This is a genomic window from Sphaerisporangium siamense (assembly GCF_014205275.1).
Classification (GTDB): domain Bacteria; phylum Actinomycetota; class Actinomycetes; order Streptosporangiales; family Streptosporangiaceae; genus Sphaerisporangium; species Sphaerisporangium siamense.
The window spans coordinates 1,897,498-1,915,752 of record NZ_JACHND010000001.1; the positions used below are offsets into that span (position 1 = coordinate 1,897,498).

Below are 18,255 nucleotides of genomic sequence, written 5' to 3' on the forward strand. Positions count from 1 at the left end.
TGCTCGACGTCGCCAGCGAGGCTGTGTACCGGGCCGAGCAGGCCGACTACGACGGCTGATCCTGCTGGAAGGCAAAGCGCCCCCACTTCCAGCCGAGTGGAGGCGGGGGCGTCCGGCATGCGACCGGCGGTCCGCGATGATGCCCCGGGGGGACCGTGGTCTTGGCTCGCCGAGGAGCCGACGGGCCGACCCTACAGCAGCGTGCTCACCGTTCGAGGTGATATGACGACGGCGGGTATACCAGGGTGACGGCCCGGGGCATCATCACACTCCAGCGCCTGGGAAGTCAGGTAGTTGCACCCCTGCCGGGCACCCGTCCGCCTGGGATCCCAGGCCTGTGGGTCGTTCTCGACGCCGGGTTCTGGAGCGGTTGCCGACTGATTCGTGGCTGAGATTGCGGGTGCCCGCCCGGCCGTGCGACCAGGTCGAGCGGGCCGCGTGCGTCGTGGCTCTACTGCAGCTGCTGGGTCATTCCAGCATGCATAGATCATCTTTACCGTGTCGCCGAGCACGCTCTGTAGCAGAAAATCTACATTAAGTGCTGGCTTTGCAGGAGCCGGGACAACGTTATCCGGCCCGGTGACAAGCCTGTCCCCGCACAGTCCCTTTGCGCGAGAGAGAGTCGGCATGCCGCACGTCAAGCAGACCACCATGACCATCGCCATGACCCTGACCGCCTGTGCCGTCACGCTTGGCGCATTTGCCACCCCGGCGCAGGCCGATCTCGGCGGCGCCACGGCCTCGGGTGTCCGCGCCGTGGCTATCATCACCGCCGACGGCCACGTCGTGCGTTCCAAGGGCGTCATCGGCGCCCGCAAGATCGCCGTCGGCCAGTACTGCGTCCGGCTCGACTCCGACATCAACCCTGCCTCCACCGTCCCGGTCGCCACCGCCCAGTGGAGCGGAAGCTGGGGCACCAGTGTCCACGTGCGCCCCGACAACTTCGCCGCCTGCGGGGACTCCCGCGATGTATTTGTCGGCATCGGTACCGCCGCCGCCGGTGCCCGCGACACCGGCTTCCACCTCATCGTCCCCTGACCGAGGCCGCCCTTGAGGCGGTCGGTCAGTTCGCCCAGGCGGTCCGCCCGCCTGGGCGACGATCTCCAACGCCGGACGCGGGGGCAGAGCGCGGCGGAACGGAAACGTACGCCAACTTCTCTCTCCGACCGGGGTTGGCCAACCCCCTGGCCGGGACGGTCAGTTCTCACCCCTGGGAACGCCGTGCGCACCACGTTGAGCTGCTCGTTGGCGTGGTTGACCAACTCATGATCACCGGATACCCGATCCCGCGTGGACCGGGGTCTTCAGACGTTGTTTCCGATGGCAGAACTGCGGAGTCGGGGGGACTTGCCCATGAGAAACAAAGCGCGACAGTTCGCGACACTTGCCCTGATGGCTGCTGGCACGCTCACTGCTGGTGCCGGCCTGGGGCAGGCCGCTCAGGCCGCAACGGTGCCGATGTCCAGCCTGCACGAGCCAAGTGACTGCAAGGCATGGTCGTCGAGGTCGGACATTCATCAGGTCGAGGCCAGCACCAACATCGCCGGCCACACGGTCAAGGGCGCGAACTGGACGGATCTGGACTGCGGGTCGCTGACCCTCCAGGTCCCCAAGGGCCGGCAATCGCTGGTCACCGTGTGGCTGAATGCCGAGACGCGGTGCGCGGGCCCAGTGGGAGGCTGGTGCCAGAGCCGGATCCTGGCCGACGGCGCCGAGTTGCATCCGGTGTCGACGACCGACGACCCGACCATCTTCATATGGGACTACGCCCGTCCGGACTCAGGACAGTTTCACGAGAGTTCCCTGATCCGTACCGGGATGATCAAGTGCCCGTCCGACCATGCCACCGCCACCTGCGATGTGAAGATCAAGGTCCAAGTGCGGACCAACGCCGAGCAGACCGAACTATGGGTGGACGACACCATCGTGCGCGCTGAGCGCCTCCACCCCACCCCCTTGCCGGGCCCGACGGTCCCCACGACCCCCAAGCAGCTGGTAGCCAGGCACAGCGACAAATGCATGGATGCGACCGGCACCGTTCTCGTCCAGCAGCAGACGTGCACTAACGGACGCGGCAGCCAGGAATGGACCTTCGTATCAACCAGCGATGGTTACTACAACATCCGAGCCTCTCACAACGGCCAGTGCCTGACCGTGGGAGGCGGTAATCCAAACGACGGAGTTAGTCTGTCGCATCAGCGCTGTGCCGGAGCGCGAGAGCAGGAATGGCGCATCACTCCAACGGATGCCGACTACTTCATGATCGTGAACCGGCGAACCAGCAAGTGCGCTGTCGTGTCGAACTCAAGCATGTTGGACGGAGCCTACATCCACCAGCGAACCTGCGACGGAGGGCACAACCAGCAATGGCGCTTCAGATGAAGCGACAGGCGGTCGGCTCCGATCGCCTGTTCGGCAGCCAAGCAGTAGATGCTTCTCCTGCTACGAATATAGGAGTCATGCTCACCACCATCGTCCCGCTTGCCGTAAAGAGATCACGTCTGGCCAAATAGCGCTGGAGATACCCGGCCTTTTACCGCCGGAACTCACAGCCAGCGGCGTAGGCCGCCAGCGGACGGATGACCTGTCACAGCGAGGCACCCAGGTGGACGACTGCTCCGCAGCAGGCGCCGAAGTATTCCGGGGAGGCCGCCGTCATGGCGCTTCCCCGGGGTTCCGGGTGGCCAGTTCGCGCTCTAGCGCGCTGACGCGGTCCTCCAGCGATCGGCGTTCACGCCGCTCGCGCGCCACGGTGTCCTCCAGGTCCCGGCGCTGGGCGCGCTCGGTGTCCAGCAGGGTCTGTAGTTCGGCGACCTGCTTGTTGAGCCGGTCGTTCATCTCCTTGAGCGTGGTGAAGGTGGAGACGGTGAAGTCCCCCTTGTCCTTGCGGCGGTCGCGCAGGTAGCCGGTGATCGCGGTGATCGCGCCGCCGCCGAGCACCGCGCTGATGACCGTGCCCAGGGTGGTGAGCGTCTCAGGTGCCATCGCCACCTCGCCGGCACAGCAGATCGGCGCGGCGGATGTAGGTGGCCAAGGTCCCCACCAGCAGCGGGTAGGCGGCCAGCACGCCGTCCCACCCGGCCACCGCCACGATCGCCACCGCGTACACCAGGCAGGTCATCGACAGCAGCTGCAGGCCGAGCAGCAGCACCGGCAGGCGCGTCACCACCAGCCGGCCCTCCAGTTCGCGGACGCCGGACAGCCCGGCCAGCCAGGCGATGCACCCGGCGAGCAGGCACAGCGCCCACAGGCGGTTGGCCCACCAGGGCAGCAGGGTCTCCAGGGCGTGCGAGGTGGCGACCCCGGTCAGCGTCGCGACCGCCGAGGGGATGCCCAGGACGGCGAACATGGCGTCCAAGGGCTGGGTGCGTACCCAGGCCGGCAGGCGCGTTACCAGGGGTCTCATGGCATCGGGATGACGATGATGTCGCGGGCGGCGATGTCGGCGGTGTCGGGGTCGGTGCCGGCGCTGGTGGCGTGCATGGTGCGGATGTAGTACAGCTCACCGGGCGTGAGCCCGGTGATGAGGCTGACCCGGCAGCCGTACTGGAACTCGGTGTCCTCGGCCACGCTGCCGTAGCCGCGCAGGCTCACGCTCGGGGCCAGGACCTCAGTGCCCGTGCTGCTGCCGAGGAACAGCTGCGGGGCCAGGAACACCCGGTCCAGGGCGGAGGCGCCGTTGTCACGCACTCCGCCGCCGATGGTGAGCCGCACGGTGCCGGAGGCCGGGGCGACGAAGTACACCCCGACCTCCAGGGTTCCGGGCTCGTAGGCGGTGTTGGTGAGCTGCACCAGGCTGGTGTCTTCGTGGTAGAAGGCGGTCACGCCCATGGAGCGGACCAGGTCACCCGGTTTGATCGTCATGGGAGCGGCACCACCCCGATGTCGCGGGCGGCGATGTCGGCGGTCTGCCCGCCCGGGTCGGCCGCCACCGCGTACATCACCCGGGCGAAGTACTGCTGGCCGGGGGTGAGGCTTCCAGGACCGATTCTCGGCTGCCGTAGACGGTGGTGGAGGCGGCGTTGTCGGAGGCGAACCCGTGGTTGGTGACCTGCGGCGTCAGCACCACGGCGCCGGCGGCGTTGGTCAGCCGGACTTCCGGGGACAGGAAGATGCGGTCGGCGCCCGCCGAGTTGCCGACGCCGCCGCCCACGATGATCAGCACGCGGCCGGAGGTCGGCGCGATGAACGTCACCGACACCGCCGGCGTCCCCGCGGTGTGGGCGGTGCTGGTCGGGTTGGTGATCGAGGTGGCGTCCTGCGCCCACTGCGGGGGCGGGAAGTCCAGTGCGCGCACCGGCTGGCCGGCGTAGTTGCCGCCGAGCGGGCACGGGCAGACGGTGACGTCACGCACCTGCAGGTCCGCGGTGGTGCCGCCGGACACCTTGTGCATCGTGCGGACGAAGTACAGCTGCCCGGGGATCAGCCCGGTGCGGATCGTGGTGCGGGACCGGTAGACGAAGGAGTCCGGCTCGCCGGGGATGCCGACCCCGCGGGTGACCACGTTGGGCGAGAGGTTCACCGTGCCCGTGACATCGTTCTCGCGGATCTCGGGCGCCAGGTGGATGGCGTTGGCGCCGCCGTTGTCTCGCGCCGACAGGCCCACGCTCAGCAGCACCGCCCTTGAGGTCGGGCGATGAACGTGGTGAACACCTCCGGGGTGCGGCGATGAAGCTGGTGGAGCTGATGTTGTCGATCGAGGTCGTGTCGGACGCCCAGGCCGCGGCGGGGAAGTCGGCGGCCTGGACCTTGGCGCCGACCAGGGTGTCGGGCATGTCACCTCCTCATAGTGCGTAGATCGCGGGTTGGTACATGAAGACCTTGGCGCCGGTGGCGTGGCTCTTGACGACGCCGTTGATCGAGCGGATGACGGTGAGGGTCTGCGCCGTCCCGGTGGCCGCGCCGATGGCGGTGACGGTCATCCGTTCGCCGCCGATCACGATGTCGAAGCTGCCGCCGGGTGAGGTGGTCCACAGCGGACCGGTCGGGGTGGTGATGTCCACGCCGGTCTCGGTCGCATCCAGCGGCTCATTGGTGATGGTGTCCTGGGGGCCGTAGCGCGCGGTGCCGTACACGGCCACCTGGTAGGGGCTCTCCGGCGCGCAGGTGAAGGTGATGGCGTGCTCGTAGTTGCCGAGCTGCTCGGTGTAGCCCTGCACGAGCTGGGAGATGGTCTCCGGTGGCAGCCAGGCCGGCGGGTTGGCGACGGTGAGCCGGTCGCCGGCCTCCAGGGCGTAGGCGGCGGCGGTCAGCGCGGCGTTGCCGCTGAAGCGGGCGTGGGCCAGGTTGATGCCGATCTGCGGATAGCGGGCCTCGTCCACGGTGCCCAGGTGCAGCCGCCACCCGGCCTGGTCGAACAGGTCCAGGTCGTGCTCGACGTTCACGGTGACCGCCTCGTCGTAGCGGCCGACCCCGGCCGGCGGGGGCAGCACCGACAGCGCGCCGGTCTCCAGCACCGCGCGCGCCGAGGATCCGCCCTCCCGGGTCACGGTGACGTCGTTGCACGAGCTGGTCGGCATCCACCGGCGCCAGCTCGCCGGCCAGCTGGTAGGCCTGGTAGTCCAGGGCGAGGGACGCGGCCTGGTCGTACAGGCTGGTGCGGGTCCGGTAGCCGAGCCCGAGCACATCGCGCGGCTCGTACAACATGCCGGCGTCGGCGTCAGCGGCCTCGCGGATCAACGTGATGAGCGTGTTGGGCCGTTGAGGTCCCATGCGGACGGTGTCGTTCACATCGCCCAGTGCCCGGAAGGTGATCCCTTCCTCCCGGCAGAGCCGTTGGATGCGCCTGCCGGCCTTCTCCCCGCCCACGCCTCCAGCTGGGCGCCGAGCTCGAACAGGGTGGTGATGGTGTTCTGCAGGCTGAGGTGGCCGATGGCGACGTCGGTGATGCCCCCGCCGGGGGAGATGGCGATCGTGCCGGCGCGGCCGACGGTGTTGGCGGCCAGGGTGCCGGAGAAGCTGAGGCCCGAGGCGGCGCCCGGCTCCAGGGTGAGGAGGTTCCAGTCGATGTTGGCGCCGTTTTGGGTCAGCTCCACCGACACCATGAGCAGTTCTCCGTTCACGGCGAACGCCACGCCCCCGGAGGTGAACAGCTGAGTGTTGAAGGAGTCGAACCCGCGCAGGCCGAGCGTGCCGCCGGTGCCGTAGTGCACCTCCCACCGGCGCACGCTGCCGGTGGTGTAGAACATCGCCACGACCTGGCCGTCCTCGGCGCCCGCGGCCGGGGCGGCCATCAGGAACCGCACCTGGGTGGATCCGGTGTCGGTGTAGGCCGGGACCGAGCCGCGCGTCTCGGCACCGTTGAGGATGGGCAGTGGGTTGGAGGCGGCGAACCCTTCGAAGGACGCCAGCCGCGGCGCGCCGATGATGGTCATCGGGCCGTGCGCCAGCGCCGGCGCCATGGAGGTGGAGCCTTCGGCGTCCTCCAGCGGCCAGTAGGCGACCAGGCCGGTGGTGTCGAACAGCCTCCCCCGGTACAGCGCCGAGCCCAGCACCGAGGAGCCTTGGGACAGGCGGCGGATCACCCCGGAGGTTCGATGGGGGTGTGGACGTCGGTGCCGGTGGTGTCCCAGCGCGGCGGCCAGGACGACACCTCGCCGTGGAAGCGGTACTGCCGGTTGGTGATCTCAGCCTGGCCCGCGATCGTCCAGGTGCGCCCGGAGGCGTCGGCGAAGGAAGTGGCGCCGGGGGTCTGGGTGGTGAAGTCGGGGTTGGCGACCACGCTGCCGCTGATCCCGCTGCGCAGCTCGAAGCCGTGAAACCTGCCGGTGACGGGGCTGTTGGTCAGGTCGGCGGCGTCGCCGAGCTCGACGCCTGCGGTCGAGTCGAAGATCGAGGTGGTGCCGGCGGTGACGACCGGATCGCCGAGCTGCGTCCAGGGCCCGGCGATGGTGTCGGCGTAGTAGAACGTCGTGGTGCGCCCGGCCGCGCCGTTGTTGACGTCCAGGGTGACCCGCAGCGCGCGGCGGCCGGAAGGCGGCGCCGGGACCGGGAGGGTGGACACCTCGGTCAGCACGCCGGCCACGGCCCCGGTGGTGGACCAGGAGACGCCGAGCCTGCCCGAGCCGTCGGCGTGCAGAGAGAACGCGGCATGACCAGATCTTCCGCTACTCCTCCGAACGGTCGGGCAGGAGATGAGCCGGCCAGCAAGAAGAAGGGGGCCAAGCCGCAGACCAAATTGCGGGACGGCGTTATGAAGCGCGGGAACACCTGGTCGTACGTCATTCGCGTCAAAGACCCGGAGACCGGAATCAGCAAACCCAAGTGGGTAGGCGGATTCGTGACCGAGGACGAGGCCAAGGAAGCACGGGACGAGGCCCGGGTGAAGGCACGTCGTGGCGATTACGTCGACCGGAACAGGGTCACCGTGGCCGAGTATCTCGATGACTGGATCGAGACGCACGCGATGGAGATCAAGCCGCTGACCCTCAAGGACTACAAGATGATCATTCGGCTCTACGTGCGGCCGAACATCGGCAACATGCGGTTACAGGCGGTCCGGCCGAGCACGATCACCAAGCTGTACGGCCACCTGCGATCCAAAGGCGGCAAGGATGGAAAACCGCTGTCGACACGATCGGTCAACCACGTGCACGCCGTGCTGCGCAAGGCGTTCGGTGACGCGGTGAAAGTGGAAGAACTGCTCACCTTTAATCCAGTCGAGCGGGCCAAGCGGCCGAAACACACCTATACCGAACCGGGGAGCGTCTGGACTCCTGACCAGCTTCGGACCTTCCTGTCCATCGCGCGGTCGCACCGGCTGTTCGCCTTCTTCCACCTGGCCGCGTACACCGGTGCTCGACGTGGTGAACTGGTCAATCTCCGCTGGTCGAACGTCAACCTTGATGGCAAGGTGATCACCATCGCCGGGTCGGTCGGCATCATCGACGGCGAGCGCATCGAGGGAACCACGAAGAGCGGCCGGATCCGCGTCGTTAGCCTCGACGACGAGACCGTTGCCGTTCTCAAGGCACACAAGGCACGACAGGAAGCCGACGAGGACACTGCGGGCGACGAGTGGCAGGGAGACAAGGAGCCCCACGTCTTCACCACCGGCCTCGGGCGGCCGATCTACCCCGACACCGTCACTCAGCTCCTCAGGGACCTAGTGAAGGCGTACAACGCCCCCGCCGAGGGTGATGGGCCTCTGGAACCGCTGCCGTTTGCCCGGTTGCACGATCTTCGCCACGTCCACGCGACCACGCTTCTGCTCGCCGGCGTGCCGGTGCATGTCGTGGCTGCGTAGCGGCTGTTAGCAGAAGTGTTAGCAAACACCCTCGGACGATCACCGTTCCGGGGGTGTTCTGGCTGGTGGGCCGCCAGGGACTCGAACCCTGAACCTACGGATTAAAAGTCCGCAGCTCTGCCATTGAGCTAGCGGCCCGGTGCGCGGTGCAGGGTACGAGCGTACCGCGCATCGTGCGAGTGCCTTGCCGGTTGCCGGGGGGATGCGGGCGCCTCCGGTGGCCGGGTCGTCCTTCAACTGGTTCCCTGTCAGGGGTGGGTCGAAGCATCGGGAAAGGGGCGAGGGGGTTTCAGGGCGTCACCAGGGTATGGCCAGGGGGAATCCCGATGTGCGAAGAGTGCCCCCAAGGGCAGTCTTGAGACATGAACGAGATGAACATCCAGGGCCACTCCACCGCCAAGCAACTGCGCCGCACTCGTGAGGGCAGGATCGTCGCCGGTGTCTGCTCCGGTGCCGCCGAGTTCATCGGTGTCGACGCCAACGTCCTGCGGATCGCGCTCGCGGTCGCCACCTTCTTCGGCGGTCTCGGGGTCGGCATCTACGCCGTCGCGTGGCTGCTGATCCCCGAAGAGAACAAGCCGACCTCGATCGTCCAGGACCTGATCGGCAAGCAGAAGAGCGACCCCGGGTCGGCGTGGCACCAGGCCGCGGCGTACTGGGAGCAGGGCGTGAAGAGCGCCAAGGGCAACCGCGCCCCGCAGGACGCCGCGCCGTCGTACGCCGACCAGTACCCCACGCCGGGGCAGCAGCCGGGCCGTACGGGCTCGCCGGCGGACGAGCGTCCCACGAACCTCTAGCTCACCTGGGTGCGCACCTTGGTGATTATCTCGGCACGGGACTCGGCCCAGAGCATGGCGAGCAGCGCCGCCACGGTGAGCCCGGAAGCTCCGGCGAGGGCGACCACCGGCTCTGGGCCCAGCACCTGGGCGGCGGCGCCTCCGGCGAGGATGCCGACGCCCTGGGCGGCGAGCAGCCCTGACTGCACGAGCCCGAACGCCTGCGCCCGCCGGTTCGGCGGTACGCACTGGACGAAGGCCGCGTTCGCCGCGAGCTGGTAGGCGCCTCCTATTCCCGCGAGGACCCACAGGCAAAGGACGACGGCCAGCGGCGGCCGTAGCGCGCATCCGATGAGCGGGGCGCAGCTGAGCATGGCCATCCACCCCATCACGCGCAGGCGTCCCGTAGGGGTGACGAGGCGGCTGAAGACGACGGCCCCGATGACCGTGCCCGTCGGCATGGCCGCCATGAGAAGCCCGGTGATCAGCGTGACGTCGCGAGAATCCTCCCCGAAGGTGGCGGCGTACGGCACGGCGATGCCTTCGGGAAGCACGTAGAAGCCGCAGAGCCAGGCGAACATCACCAGAGTCCTGAGCCGTCGGTCGCCGAAGACGAGGCGGGCGCCGGCCTTGGTGGAGCTCCACATGGAGGCGTGGACGCCGTCCTCGGGGTCAGGCGGAGGACGACGGCGCACACCGGCCGCGATGATCAGCGCGGACGCCAGGAAGGTGACGGCGTCGAGCGCCAGGCCCGAGTACGGCCCTATGGCGGCGATCACGGCGGCTCCGGCGGCGAAGCCGAGCATCTGGACCGCCTGGTTGGTCATGTTCTGCAGGGCCGAGCCGGTGACGTAACGGTCGCCCTCAAGGATGTCGGGGAGCAGCGCCGCGCGGGCGGCCGTGAACGGCGAGCTGAGCAGCACCACGCAGAAGACCAGCCCGCACAGGACCGGGAACGGCATGCCGGGGACGGCCATGAGGCCGACGAGCAGCGCCCGCACGAGGTCGCATGTGATCATGACGCCGCGGCGCGCGTACCGGTCGGCGAGCCCCGCGAGGAGAGGGCCGCCGAGGATGGTCGGCAGGTACGTGAGGGCGTAGACGGCGGCGGTGGCGAGCGGGGAGCGGGTTCTCTCGTAGACGAGGAGCGCCAGCGCGACCTGGGCGAGCTGGTCGCCCAGCAGGGAAAGGCACTGACCTAGCCATAGCGAACGAAATTCGCCAATGGCGATGACCTCGCTGTACGTGGCCTGGCTTTCGGATGCGCGGCGGTGCCGCCCCGGCAGCCGACTTGGCCTCGTCGCCGCCATATGTCTCCGCTGGGCTCGCTGGGCCTTACTGACACACCGTGTTCAGTATGTCACCGACGGTGCCCGATCCGCTCGCGGTTGGCGAACCCCGAACGTGCGAGGAATGGCGCGGCCGTTCGTTCTGACCGGCTATTCATAGAAAAATGGTGCCGGAGGCGGCGCCCTGTCCCGGCATTAGAGGCAATAGCTGGAATCCCAGATTGTCGCGGCGGTGGGATCACCAGCCGAGTTCGTGGAGACGGTCATCATTAATGCCGAAATGGTGTGCTATTTCGTGGACTACCGTGATCTGCACCTCCTCGACGACATCGTCCTCCGTCTCGCAGACCTCCCGGATCGAGTTGCGGTAGATCTCTATCCTGTCCGGCAGCACCCCTGAGTACCACTCGCCGCGCTCGGTCAGGGGGATGCCGGTGTACAGCCCGAGAAGTCCGGGCTCGGGGGGATCGTCCACGACGACGATGACCACGTTCTCCATGACCTTGGCCAGCTCGGGCGGGATCGTGTCCAGCGCCTCGGCCACAAGCTCCTCGAACTTCTCCCGCGATACGTCGATCACCCTTCAATCGTGTCACCGCCCCGCCGTGGCGCGCGAACCAGGAGTGGCGGGCGGACCGGGGGCCCCGCCGTCCTGACGGACACCGACACGCCTGTTGACTCGCAACTGCTATGAGTGCGCCCGCGTTTTCGGGTAGGCAGTATGGCGATGAATTCCATGCGCTGGAGGGAAGCCGCACGGCGGCTGAACGAGCGACGCGCCGTACGTGGGACCGGCCGTGTCCTTCTGATCGGCCTTGTCGCGCTGGCAGGGGCCTGGCTCGGGATCGCGATGGGCGCCACCGTGAGCACCGCGGTGGGGCCGGCGCAGATCGGGATGAGCCTGCAGCCGTCCTGGCAGGGCCAGACCGTCCTGGACGTCCGCCCGCTCGGCACGCTCAGATTCGACTCTCATCACGGCCCGATCCGGCTCCGCCTGAGCCTGGACGGCATCCACGCCGACGTCGCCCAGCAGCTCCTCGAGAGCCCGCGCTGGGCCGAGACCCTGCCCGACCTCATCGAGGCCGACCTCCAGGCCGGCCTGCGCGAGCTGATCATCAGGGCCGCCGTCTGCGCCGTGGCCGGAGGCTTCCTGGCCGGCCTGATCGTCTTCCGCGCGTGGCGGCGGGCCCTGTGGACGTCCCTCGGCAGCCTGCTGGCCGTGGGCCTCGTCACGGCCGTCTCCGCGGCGACCTTCAACCCCCGCTCCATCGCCGAGCCCCGCTACACCGGGCTGCTCACCGGCGTGCCCTCGCTCATCGGCAGCGCGGAGTCGATCGTGACCCGCTTCTCGGAGTACCGCAACCAGCTCGCCAAGCTGGTGACCAACGTCTCCCAGCTCTACCACGCGGGGACCACGCTGCCGGTGTACTCGCCCGATCCGAACACGCTGCGGGTCCTGCACGTGTCCGACATCCACCTCAACCCCCTCGCATGGAACACGATCCGCTCCCTGAAGGAACAGTTCAAGATCAACCTAGTGGTCGACACCGGCGACATCGCCGACCACGGGACCAAGGCCGAGAACAGGTTCGTCGAGGAGATCGGCAAACTGGGAGTGCCGTACGTCTACGTGCGCGGCAACCACGACTCCATGGGGACGCAGCGGGCCGTCGCCGAGCAGAAGAACGCCGTCGTGCTCGACGGCGGCGTCAAGACCGTCGAGGGCCTCCGGATCTACGGGGTCGGCGACCCCCGCTTCACCCCGGACAAATCTGTCGACGTCAACTCGGACGCCTCGATGCTCACCCAGCTCGGACGCGCCCACGCCCAGCGGCTGACGTCCGACACGACCGGCCGCAAGCCGTCCTCGTCCAAGAGTTCCCGCGGCAAGGCCGCCCCGACCCCTGGGGCCACCCCGGCGGCCGACAAGGCCGCGGGGAAGGCGGTCGCCGACCTGGTCGCCGTGCACGACCCCACCATCGGACGGGCGTTCAACGGGGCCGTGCCGCTCGTGCTGGCCGGCCACGTCCACCAGCGCTCGACCGAGATGATGTCCTCGGGCACGCGGCTGATCATCCAGGGATCCACGGGCGCTGCGGGGCTGCGCGGCCTCGAACACGACGAACCCACGCCGATCCAGGCGTCCGTCCTCTACTTCGACCGGACCACCCACCGCCTGCAGGCCTGGGACGATGTCACGCTCGGCGGGCTCGGGGAGCAGTGGGTGCAGATACAGCGTCACCTGGAAGCCGCCCCAGGTCGTACAATTCTGCCAGAGCCGGTTCCCACCCCGTCGCCAACGGGAGGGGCCACCGCCACCGTGACACCGACCAGACGGTGACCGCTTTGGCATCGGGGCGCGAAGTCCCCTATGCTTCAGAAGTCCCCGACGGAAGACGTCACGGATCCAGGGCGAAAGTCCTGAGCCCCCATCGTCTAGCGGCCTAGGACACCGCCCTTTCAAGGCGGCGGCACGGGTTCGAATCCCGTTGGGGGCACGCGCGAGCCGAGGCTCACCAGTACGACGGAAGGTCGAAGACCACCGAAGAACTGGTAGGCTAAGCGAGCACAAACAGCCAGGAGCGGCGCTCCGGGCAGCTAGCAAGGTCCTGTAGAGCAGTTTGGAGTGCTCGCCACCCTGTCAAGGTGGAGGTCGCGGGTTCAAGTCCCGTCAGGACCGCTCTGGTAGGTGTAATACCACCACCGGGTCAGGTAGCTCAGTCGGTACGAGCGTCCGCCTGAAAAGCGGAAGGTCGGCGGTTCGACCCCGCCCCTGACCACCTCAATAAGCAGCCAAAACGCCCCTAGCATTCGTGCTACGGGGCGTTTTTGATCTCCAGTGACAGCAATCCGGACAGTAAGGTCTGCCAAGCTGCGCTCATGTGGTTAGTACGCAGACGGCCGAAGCGCGTCGGCGATTTGACGGCTGAGGACGCCGTACGACGGCTGATGGCCCTGGGCTTCATCGGGATCCGCTCGCGAACACATCTCGTTCGCCGAGAGTTGGAGAGCGGGAGTGTAGCGAAGGCGCTCGACTGCCTTGCGGAGATCAGGCGTATGGCGGACGTCTGCCACAACCTCCCCGCGGACTTGCGTCCAGGGAGTAAACGGGAGCGGGAAGCTCGGGCGGTCGAAAGCATCAAGTTTCATCTTCGCGAGCTGGAACCTGATGACCAAGCGGCACAGTGGGTCCGTGAGTGCTTGGATGCGCTCGATTACGACTACCTTCCGCTTCTTCCCAAGCATGTGCAGCGGCGATTGCAACAGCAATGACGCCGGCCAAAACGGCGACGGGGCGTCATTGCTGATGGTTCTAACTCAAGGCGTCCCCGAGCCTGCGTAGGGCAGCGTGCTTGTCGTCGAGGGAGGCGTGGGCGTAGATGGTCATGGTGACCTCGATGTCGCTGTGGCCGACGATGTCGCGGACGACCTGAGGCGGACGCCGAGGTTGAGCAGCAGGGTTACGCAGGTGTGCCGAAGGTCGTGGAAGCGCATGTCGCCGAGGTCGGCCGCTGGGCGGATGGCTGATGTCGCTGCCGCGCGGCGACTACTGGATGAACCTCGGCGCCCACCTGTTCCCGGGCGCGGGCTCACACGTCGAGCGGATGACGTCGGCCCTCGGGCTGGAGACCATCGGCATTCCGGGGGCCAAGTTCGCGCTGACCTTCGCCGGCAGGGTGTACGCCGGCAAACGCGTCGAGATCTACCCGTTCACCCTGCCCCTGTCGCTGCGCGAGCGGGTCGCCCTCGCCAACGTCGGCCTGCGCGCGGTGGGCGCGGTCAAGGTATAGCAGGACACCCAGCGGGAACGGCCCGGCTGGGCGGCCGCCCGCTTCGGCGGCTATCTGGCCGACCGGTCGTTCCGCGAGCTGATCGGCCGCCCGCCGGCCCGGGTGGACGGCATCTTCCGCGCGGCCGGGCACCGCGCCGCCTCCGAGCTGGAGGACCAGAGCGCGGGCACCGGCGGCGCGCTGTTCGGTGGCGTGTGGGCGGGTCGCAAGAGCCTGCTGTCGTACAACCTCCAGGGCGGCTCCGGCCGGCTCGGTGAGGCGATGGCCGCCGAGCTCGGGCACCTGGTGCGCTACGGCGCCTCCGTGACCAGGGTCCGCGAGGCGGGCGGCCACGTCACGGTCACCCTGCGCGAGCGTGGAGAGGAGAAGACGCTGCGCGCCCGCCAGGTGATCATGGCCACGCCCGCGTACGTCTCGCACCGCGTCGTCGAGGGCCTGCCTGGGGACGTCGCCGACGTGCTGGCCGACGTCAGGTACGGCCCCTTCGTCAGCGCCGGCGTCATCACCACCGAGCGCGGTCCGATGCCGTGGGACCACATCTACGCGCTCACCGCCACCGACCAGTCCTTCGACATGCTGTTCAACCACGCCAACCCACTGCGTACCGGCCGCGCCCGGCGTCCCGGCGGCAGCCTCATGGTGTACGCCGGAGGCGACGGAGCACGCAGGATGCTGGACCTGGAGGACAGCGGTGTGGAGTCGCGCTACGCCGACGACCTCGTCGCGGTGTTCCCTCAGCTGCGCGGCAACCTCGGCGAGATCAGGATCCAGCGCTGGGAACACGGCATTCCCTACCGCCGGCCCGGTTTCTCCTTCGAACCGATGCTCCGCCACAGCCGCCGCACCGACGTCGGCGTCCACTTCTGCGGCGACTACTTCGGCGACCTCGGCAACATGGAGCTCGCCGCCGCGTCCGGCTTCCGGGCCGCCCTGCGCGCCACCGTCGCCCTGCGCTGAAGGGTGCTTGACGGTACAAGACGTATATACGAGGATTTATCGGCTTAGGCACTTTCTGTCACAATGGGCCGGAAGGATGGAATTGTCTTGTCCGAAATACCGTTATGGCTTCAGGGGCGTTCCGCCGTGGTCGCCGCCGCGGACTTGAGTGAATGGCGCGACGGTCTGCCCGACTACGACCTTTCGCGGGAAGTCATGCCGCGGCAGCGGACGCATCGGTTCGAGCCCGACTCGCTGGAGGCCGTGGTCGAGCGGATCGTGCAGGTCTTCGAGATGGAGGTCTCGCACAAGAAGGATCCGGCGACCTGGGTCTCGATGGTGACCGAGCATTTCCGGACCAATGTCAACGGCGGTCCGTGGGCCACGGCGGCGGATATCGCGGAGATCGGAAGCTACAACATCCTGATCGGAGACAGCGTCTTCTACCGGAGCGGACAGGAGACCTTCGATTCCTCTCACCACGTCTTCCACAAGGCGTTTCCCGGCGGGTTCTTCTGGGAGGTGCTCGAAGTGCTCAGCCCGCCACCGGTCGTCACCTTCAAATGGCGTCACTGGGGCGTGTTCGAGGGCGAGTACCACGGTTTCCCGCCCAACGGGCAGACGGTCGAAATGTACGGCGTCAGCGTCGCCAAAGTGTCCGACGACCTCAGGCTGGTGGAGGTCGAGCACTACTACGACCCCAACGGCTTCCTCGGCAAGCTGACCGGCGGCTGCCCGGTGGCGCACGGCGAGCCATGATCGCGCGGGCCTGCTTCAGGTTCCAGGCGCCGGCCGGGATGATGTACCGGGTGTGGCCGCCGCGCAGCAGGCGGCGTCCAGTTCACCGTCCGGTGACCCGGCCGACGAGTTGGAAAGCGGCGTCGCTGTTCGGAGGAGCGACGGTCAGTCCGCGGTGGTCGGCTTTGGGAAGGGGGCTACCGGGAGGTTCAGGTTCCAGCCGTTGATTATTGCCTTGGGGCCGATGACGATGCTGTCGCTCCCGAGGTCGTAGCGGACGTAGGCGTTGCCGGAGAAGAGCCAGAGTTGGGACTCGGGGCCGGTGTAGCGGACGGCGGCGTCGATGCGTTCGGCGAAGCCGGTGCCTCGTAGGCCGGCCCAGCCGGCCTCGATGGGCTTCGGTCCGATGAGGACATGGGACGAGGTGAGGCTGTAGCGGAGGTACTGGTCGTCCTTGAACAGCCAGGCGTCGTCGGGGCTGCCGGGGACCGGGACGGCGGCGTCGATGTGGTCGAAGCCCGCGGATCCGAGTCCGGCCCAACCGTCCTCGATCAGGAGCGGGCCCCGGACGACCGAGTCGGCCTCGACGTCGTAGGTGAGATACGAGTGCCCGTGGAAGAACCAGGCCTGGGTTCTGTTCTGCGGGTTCTCCAGCGCGGCGTCGATCCGCCGGGTGAACTCGCCGTGCGCCTTGAGGCCCTGCCATCCTTCGGCGATCGGGGTCACCACGTGGCTGATGACATTGTTCGTGGCGTTGAAACGGAGATAGTAGCCGTCACGGAAGAACCAGATCTCGTCGTTCGCGGTCGGGTGGGGGAGGGCTGCGTCGATGCGGTCCACGAACAGCTTGTTCTGTAATCCCGACCACCCCGCGGCGATCGGTTTGGGCTCGATCCGGATCTGACAGTCGTACGTGTTGTAGCGCAGGTATTCGTCGTCCCGGAAAAGCCACACCTGGTTCTGAAAGCCTGGACAGGCGAGTGCGGCGCTGACGCCGTGGACGAAATCGGTCTGCTCCAGGCCCGGCAGCGCGTTCGTGATCAGGCTGGGGCCGGTGATCGTGTCGTTGTCGAGGTTGTACCGGACGACTTCGGGGCCGCGGAAGAGGTAGACGGCGTTGGCGCCGCTCGGGTCCTTCACCGCGGCGTCTATGTAGTCGACGAACGCGGTGCCCCGCAGGCCTGGCCAGCCGTCGTAGATCTCCTTCGGCCCCACGAGGATGCTCTGGTCGGTGGCGCTGTACCGGACGTACTTCGAACCGCGGAACAGCCAGAGGGTGGCCGTGGCGCCGGGTATGGCGGTGGCCGCGCTCACGCCGTCGGCGAAGTCGGTGCCGGCCAGCGCCGGCCACGAGTACGAGATCGGCAAGGGGCCGACGAGGATGGTGTCCTTCGACACGTCGTACAGCATGATCTCGTTGGCCTGGAAGAAGACGACCGCGTTGTCGCTGTCCCGCAGGTTGACCGCGGCGTCGATCACCGGGTATCGGATGTCGCCGTCGTCGGCCGCGGCCAGGACGGTGGCATCGGCGTATCCGCTTCGGCCGGCGGAACCGGTCTTCAGGTACATGACGGCGAGCGCCGCCGCGACCTCGAACACGGTCGTGAAGGTCAGCGTGCCGACCGTCAGCGGAGGGTAGGTCCTCGCGTCGTCCGCGGGAAGGGGGTTCTCGCCACGCCGTTGGATGTCGAGGCTGATGACCTGCCAGTTTCGCTCCAGGTCGCTCATCTGGCGCCTGGTGTCCGCGTCCACGCTCGTGTACTGGCTCCAGGCCGCGTGGACGGCCCGGGAGATGTAGTAGAAGCGGGTCGCCTCGCAGATCATTTCCGTCAGGAGGAGGATGCCCTGGGCCGCCTGCGCGGTGGACGGAGAATCCAGGAGTAGATCCCTGACCCGCTGGTCCAGGCCCGAGCGGGACATCGTGATGCTCGTTCGCCCCGTCCCCGCGGCGCGCTCCAGGTCCTGGTAGTTCTCCCCGATGCCGAGACCTACCAGGTCGCGATCGGGGACGAGGTCCAGTGCCCCCACCCTGCGTCTGTCGTCTTCGCCGCCTAAATAGTAGAAACGACGAGCGTTTCCCCGGGCGTCCACCTGCGCGAACCCGATGCTGTAGAGATTGTCGCGCCGGATGTAGAGGTCCACCGCGCCGCCGTCGCCCGCGGTCAGCCGGACGCTGAAATAGCCGTCCCTGGTGGTCGGATCCGCCGCGTCGTCCACGCGGTAGACGACGCGGGTCTCGCCGTCGCGGGTGTACGTCCCGAACTGGAGAGAGCCGTTCCTGGTCAAACCCCTGCGGAGGGCTCTGATGAATTGGAGATAGTCCTGTTCATAGCCCTCTTGCTTCGTCAGGTCGAGGGTCGTCATCGGCTCGAGGAGGGGCATGTCGGATTACCCTTCGTGTGCGTGGTGGATCACCGGAACGGCAGGGTGAATTCGCAACGTTCCCGAAACACGGCACACCTGTTCCTGAAAGACCGCCA

General features: G+C 67.8%; 19 protein-coding genes and 4 tRNA genes. 12 read left to right on the plus strand and 11 right to left on the minus strand.

Features of this window, described 5'->3' with window-relative positions; translation table 11 throughout:
* Positions 1–627: 627 nt before the first annotated feature.
* Both BJ982_RS09035 and BJ982_RS09040 read left to right on the plus strand, forming a co-directional pair.
* Positions 628–1,038 carry a hypothetical protein gene (locus BJ982_RS09035; protein ID WP_184878316.1) on the plus strand — a complete coding sequence of 137 codons (411 nt, stop codon included), beginning with the start codon at positions 628–630 and terminating at the stop codon, positions 1,036–1,038.
* A 315-nt stretch (positions 1,039–1,353) separates the two neighbouring features.
* Positions 1,354–2,382, plus strand: a complete 1,029-nt coding sequence (locus tag BJ982_RS09040; protein ID WP_184878319.1) for an RICIN domain-containing protein — start codon at positions 1,354–1,356, stop codon at positions 2,380–2,382.
* 273 nt (positions 2,383–2,655) lie between these two features.
* Here the strand turns inward: BJ982_RS09040 and BJ982_RS09045 are convergent, their stop codons facing one another.
* From BJ982_RS09045 to BJ982_RS09060, 4 genes are all read right to left on the minus strand, one after another.
* On the minus strand, positions 2,656–2,985 hold the full coding sequence (locus tag BJ982_RS09045) for a hypothetical protein (protein WP_184878322.1): 330 nt from the start codon (positions 2,983–2,985) through the stop codon (positions 2,656–2,658).
* On the minus strand, positions 2,975–3,406 hold the full coding sequence (locus BJ982_RS09050; RefSeq protein WP_184878325.1) for a hypothetical protein: 432 nt from the start codon (positions 3,404–3,406) through the stop codon (positions 2,975–2,977). The genes BJ982_RS09045 and BJ982_RS09050 overlap by 11 nt, the downstream gene beginning before the upstream one ends.
* Positions 3,403–3,864: a hypothetical protein gene (locus tag BJ982_RS09055; protein ID WP_184878328.1), complete on the minus strand. Its 462-nt coding sequence runs from the start codon at positions 3,862–3,864 to the stop codon at positions 3,403–3,405. The genes BJ982_RS09050 and BJ982_RS09055 overlap by 4 nt, the downstream gene beginning before the upstream one ends.
* A gap of 76 nt (positions 3,865–3,940) precedes the next feature.
* Complete coding sequence (locus BJ982_RS09060; RefSeq protein ID WP_184878331.1) at positions 3,941–4,618, minus strand: hypothetical protein; 678 nt, start codon at positions 4,616–4,618, stop codon at positions 3,941–3,943.
* Positions 4,619–4,668: 50 nt separating this feature from the next.
* Between BJ982_RS09060 and BJ982_RS39120 the strand changes: the two genes are divergently transcribed.
* A complete protein-coding gene (locus BJ982_RS39120) occupies positions 4,669–4,797 on the plus strand; it encodes a hypothetical protein (RefSeq protein ID WP_260413740.1) in 129 nt (42 codons plus the stop codon).
* Here the strand turns inward: BJ982_RS39120 and BJ982_RS09065 are convergent.
* From BJ982_RS09065 to BJ982_RS09075, 3 genes are all read right to left on the minus strand, one after another.
* Positions 4,785–5,519, minus strand: a complete 735-nt coding sequence (locus BJ982_RS09065; protein ID WP_184878333.1) for a hypothetical protein — start codon at positions 5,517–5,519, stop codon at positions 4,785–4,787. The genes BJ982_RS39120 and BJ982_RS09065 overlap by 13 nt on opposite strands.
* A 207-nt stretch (positions 5,520–5,726) precedes the next feature.
* Entirely contained in the window at positions 5,727–6,524 is a 798-nt protein-coding gene (locus BJ982_RS09070; protein ID WP_184878335.1) for a hypothetical protein, read from the minus strand.
* A complete protein-coding gene (locus BJ982_RS09075) occupies positions 6,521–7,024 on the minus strand; it encodes a hypothetical protein (protein ID WP_184878337.1) in 504 nt (167 codons plus the stop codon). Before BJ982_RS09075 ends, BJ982_RS09070 begins: the two co-directional genes overlap by 4 nt.
* A 66-nt stretch (positions 7,025–7,090) precedes the next feature.
* On the opposite strand from BJ982_RS09075, the gene BJ982_RS09080 reads away from it, so the two are divergent.
* The gene (locus BJ982_RS09080; RefSeq protein WP_239123418.1) at positions 7,091–8,245 is read left to right on the plus strand and encodes a site-specific integrase; all 1,155 of its coding nucleotides are present in this window, start codon (positions 7,091–7,093) and stop codon (positions 8,243–8,245) included.
* 63 nt (positions 8,246–8,308) lie between these two features.
* Here the strand turns inward: BJ982_RS09080 and BJ982_RS09085 are convergent.
* Positions 8,309–8,383: transfer RNA gene (locus BJ982_RS09085), tRNA-Lys, on the minus strand.
* A 224-nt stretch (positions 8,384–8,607) separates the two neighbouring features.
* On the opposite strand from BJ982_RS09085, the gene BJ982_RS09090 reads away from it, so the two are divergent.
* Positions 8,608–9,042: a PspC domain-containing protein gene (locus BJ982_RS09090; protein ID WP_239123421.1), complete on the plus strand. Its 435-nt coding sequence runs from the start codon at positions 8,608–8,610 to the stop codon at positions 9,040–9,042.
* Here BJ982_RS09090 and BJ982_RS09095 read toward each other — a convergent pair.
* Together BJ982_RS09095 and BJ982_RS09100 are read right to left on the minus strand one after the other, a co-directional pair.
* Positions 9,039–10,331 carry an MFS transporter gene (locus BJ982_RS09095; protein WP_184878339.1) on the minus strand — a complete coding sequence of 431 codons (1,293 nt, stop codon included), beginning with the start codon at positions 10,329–10,331 and terminating at the stop codon, positions 9,039–9,041. The two genes, BJ982_RS09090 and BJ982_RS09095, sit on opposite strands and share 4 nt — an antisense overlap.
* Before the next feature lie 217 nt (positions 10,332–10,548).
* Positions 10,549–10,890, minus strand: coding sequence for a metallopeptidase family protein (locus BJ982_RS09100; RefSeq protein WP_184878341.1), 342 nt, complete (start codon positions 10,888–10,890; stop codon positions 10,549–10,551).
* 282 nt (positions 10,891–11,172) lie between these two features.
* On the opposite strand from BJ982_RS09100, the gene BJ982_RS09105 reads away from it, so the two are divergent.
* The 7 genes from BJ982_RS09105 (at position 11,173) to BJ982_RS09135 (ending at position 15,796) form a co-directional block, all read left to right on the plus strand.
* Entirely contained in the window at positions 11,173–12,651 is a 1,479-nt protein-coding gene (locus BJ982_RS09105) for a metallophosphoesterase family protein (protein ID WP_311772245.1), read from the plus strand.
* Positions 12,652–12,735: 84 nt separating this feature from the next.
* Positions 12,736–12,808 (plus strand) — tRNA-Glu (locus BJ982_RS09110).
* 107 nt (positions 12,809–12,915) lie between these two features.
* Positions 12,916–12,990, plus strand: a tRNA-Asp gene (locus BJ982_RS09115).
* Positions 12,991–13,016: 26 nt separating this feature from the next.
* Positions 13,017–13,090, plus strand: a tRNA-Phe gene (locus tag BJ982_RS09120).
* A 747-nt stretch (positions 13,091–13,837) separates the two neighbouring features.
* On the plus strand, positions 13,838–14,101 hold the full coding sequence (locus BJ982_RS09125) for a hypothetical protein (RefSeq protein WP_184878343.1): 264 nt from the start codon (positions 13,838–13,840) through the stop codon (positions 14,099–14,101).
* A 102-nt stretch (positions 14,102–14,203) separates the two neighbouring features.
* On the plus strand, positions 14,204–15,058 hold the full coding sequence (locus BJ982_RS09130; RefSeq protein WP_184878345.1) for an FAD-dependent oxidoreductase: 855 nt from the start codon (positions 14,204–14,206) through the stop codon (positions 15,056–15,058).
* Between the two features lie 87 nt (positions 15,059–15,145).
* Complete coding sequence (locus BJ982_RS09135; protein ID WP_203959343.1) at positions 15,146–15,796, plus strand: ester cyclase; 651 nt, start codon at positions 15,146–15,148, stop codon at positions 15,794–15,796.
* Between the two features lie 144 nt (positions 15,797–15,940).
* Here BJ982_RS09135 and BJ982_RS09140 read toward each other — a convergent pair whose 3' ends face one another.
* Positions 15,941–18,157, minus strand: coding sequence for a hemopexin repeat-containing protein (locus BJ982_RS09140; RefSeq protein ID WP_184878351.1), 2,217 nt, complete (start codon positions 18,155–18,157; stop codon positions 15,941–15,943).
* Between the last annotated feature and the right edge of the window lie 98 nt (positions 18,158–18,255).

Coding starts and splice junctions, on each gene's coding strand:
- BJ982_RS39120 (WP_260413740.1), top strand. CDS start 4,669: ATGAAGCTGGTGGAGCTGATGTTGTCGATCGAGGTCGTGTCGGACGCC.
- BJ982_RS09125 (WP_184878343.1), top strand. CDS start 13,838: ATGTCGCTGCCGCGCGGCGACTACTGGATGAACCTCGGCGCCCACCTG.
- BJ982_RS09045 (WP_184878322.1), bottom strand. CDS start 2,985: ATGGCACCTGAGACGCTCACCACCCTGGGCACGGTCATCAGCGCGGTG.
- BJ982_RS09040 (WP_184878319.1), top strand. CDS start 1,354: ATGAGAAACAAAGCGCGACAGTTCGCGACACTTGCCCTGATGGCTGCT.
- BJ982_RS09095 (WP_184878339.1), bottom strand. CDS start 10,331: ATGGCGGCGACGAGGCCAAGTCGGCTGCCGGGGCGGCACCGCCGCGCA.
- BJ982_RS09050 (WP_184878325.1), bottom strand. CDS start 3,406: ATGAGACCCCTGGTAACGCGCCTGCCGGCCTGGGTACGCACCCAGCCC.
- BJ982_RS09035 (WP_184878316.1), top strand. CDS start 628: ATGCCGCACGTCAAGCAGACCACCATGACCATCGCCATGACCCTGACC.
- BJ982_RS09055 (WP_184878328.1), bottom strand. CDS start 3,864: ATGACGATCAAACCGGGTGACCTGGTCCGCTCCATGGGCGTGACCGCC.
- BJ982_RS09080 (WP_239123418.1), top strand. CDS start 7,091: ATGACCAGATCTTCCGCTACTCCTCCGAACGGTCGGGCAGGAGATGAG.
- BJ982_RS09090 (WP_239123421.1), top strand. CDS start 8,608: ATGAACGAGATGAACATCCAGGGCCACTCCACCGCCAAGCAACTGCGC.
- BJ982_RS09140 (WP_184878351.1), bottom strand. CDS start 18,157: ATGCCCCTCCTCGAGCCGATGACGACCCTCGACCTGACGAAGCAAGAG.
- BJ982_RS09065 (WP_184878333.1), bottom strand. CDS start 5,519: ATGCCGACCAGCTCGTGCAACGACGTCACCGTGACCCGGGAGGGCGGA.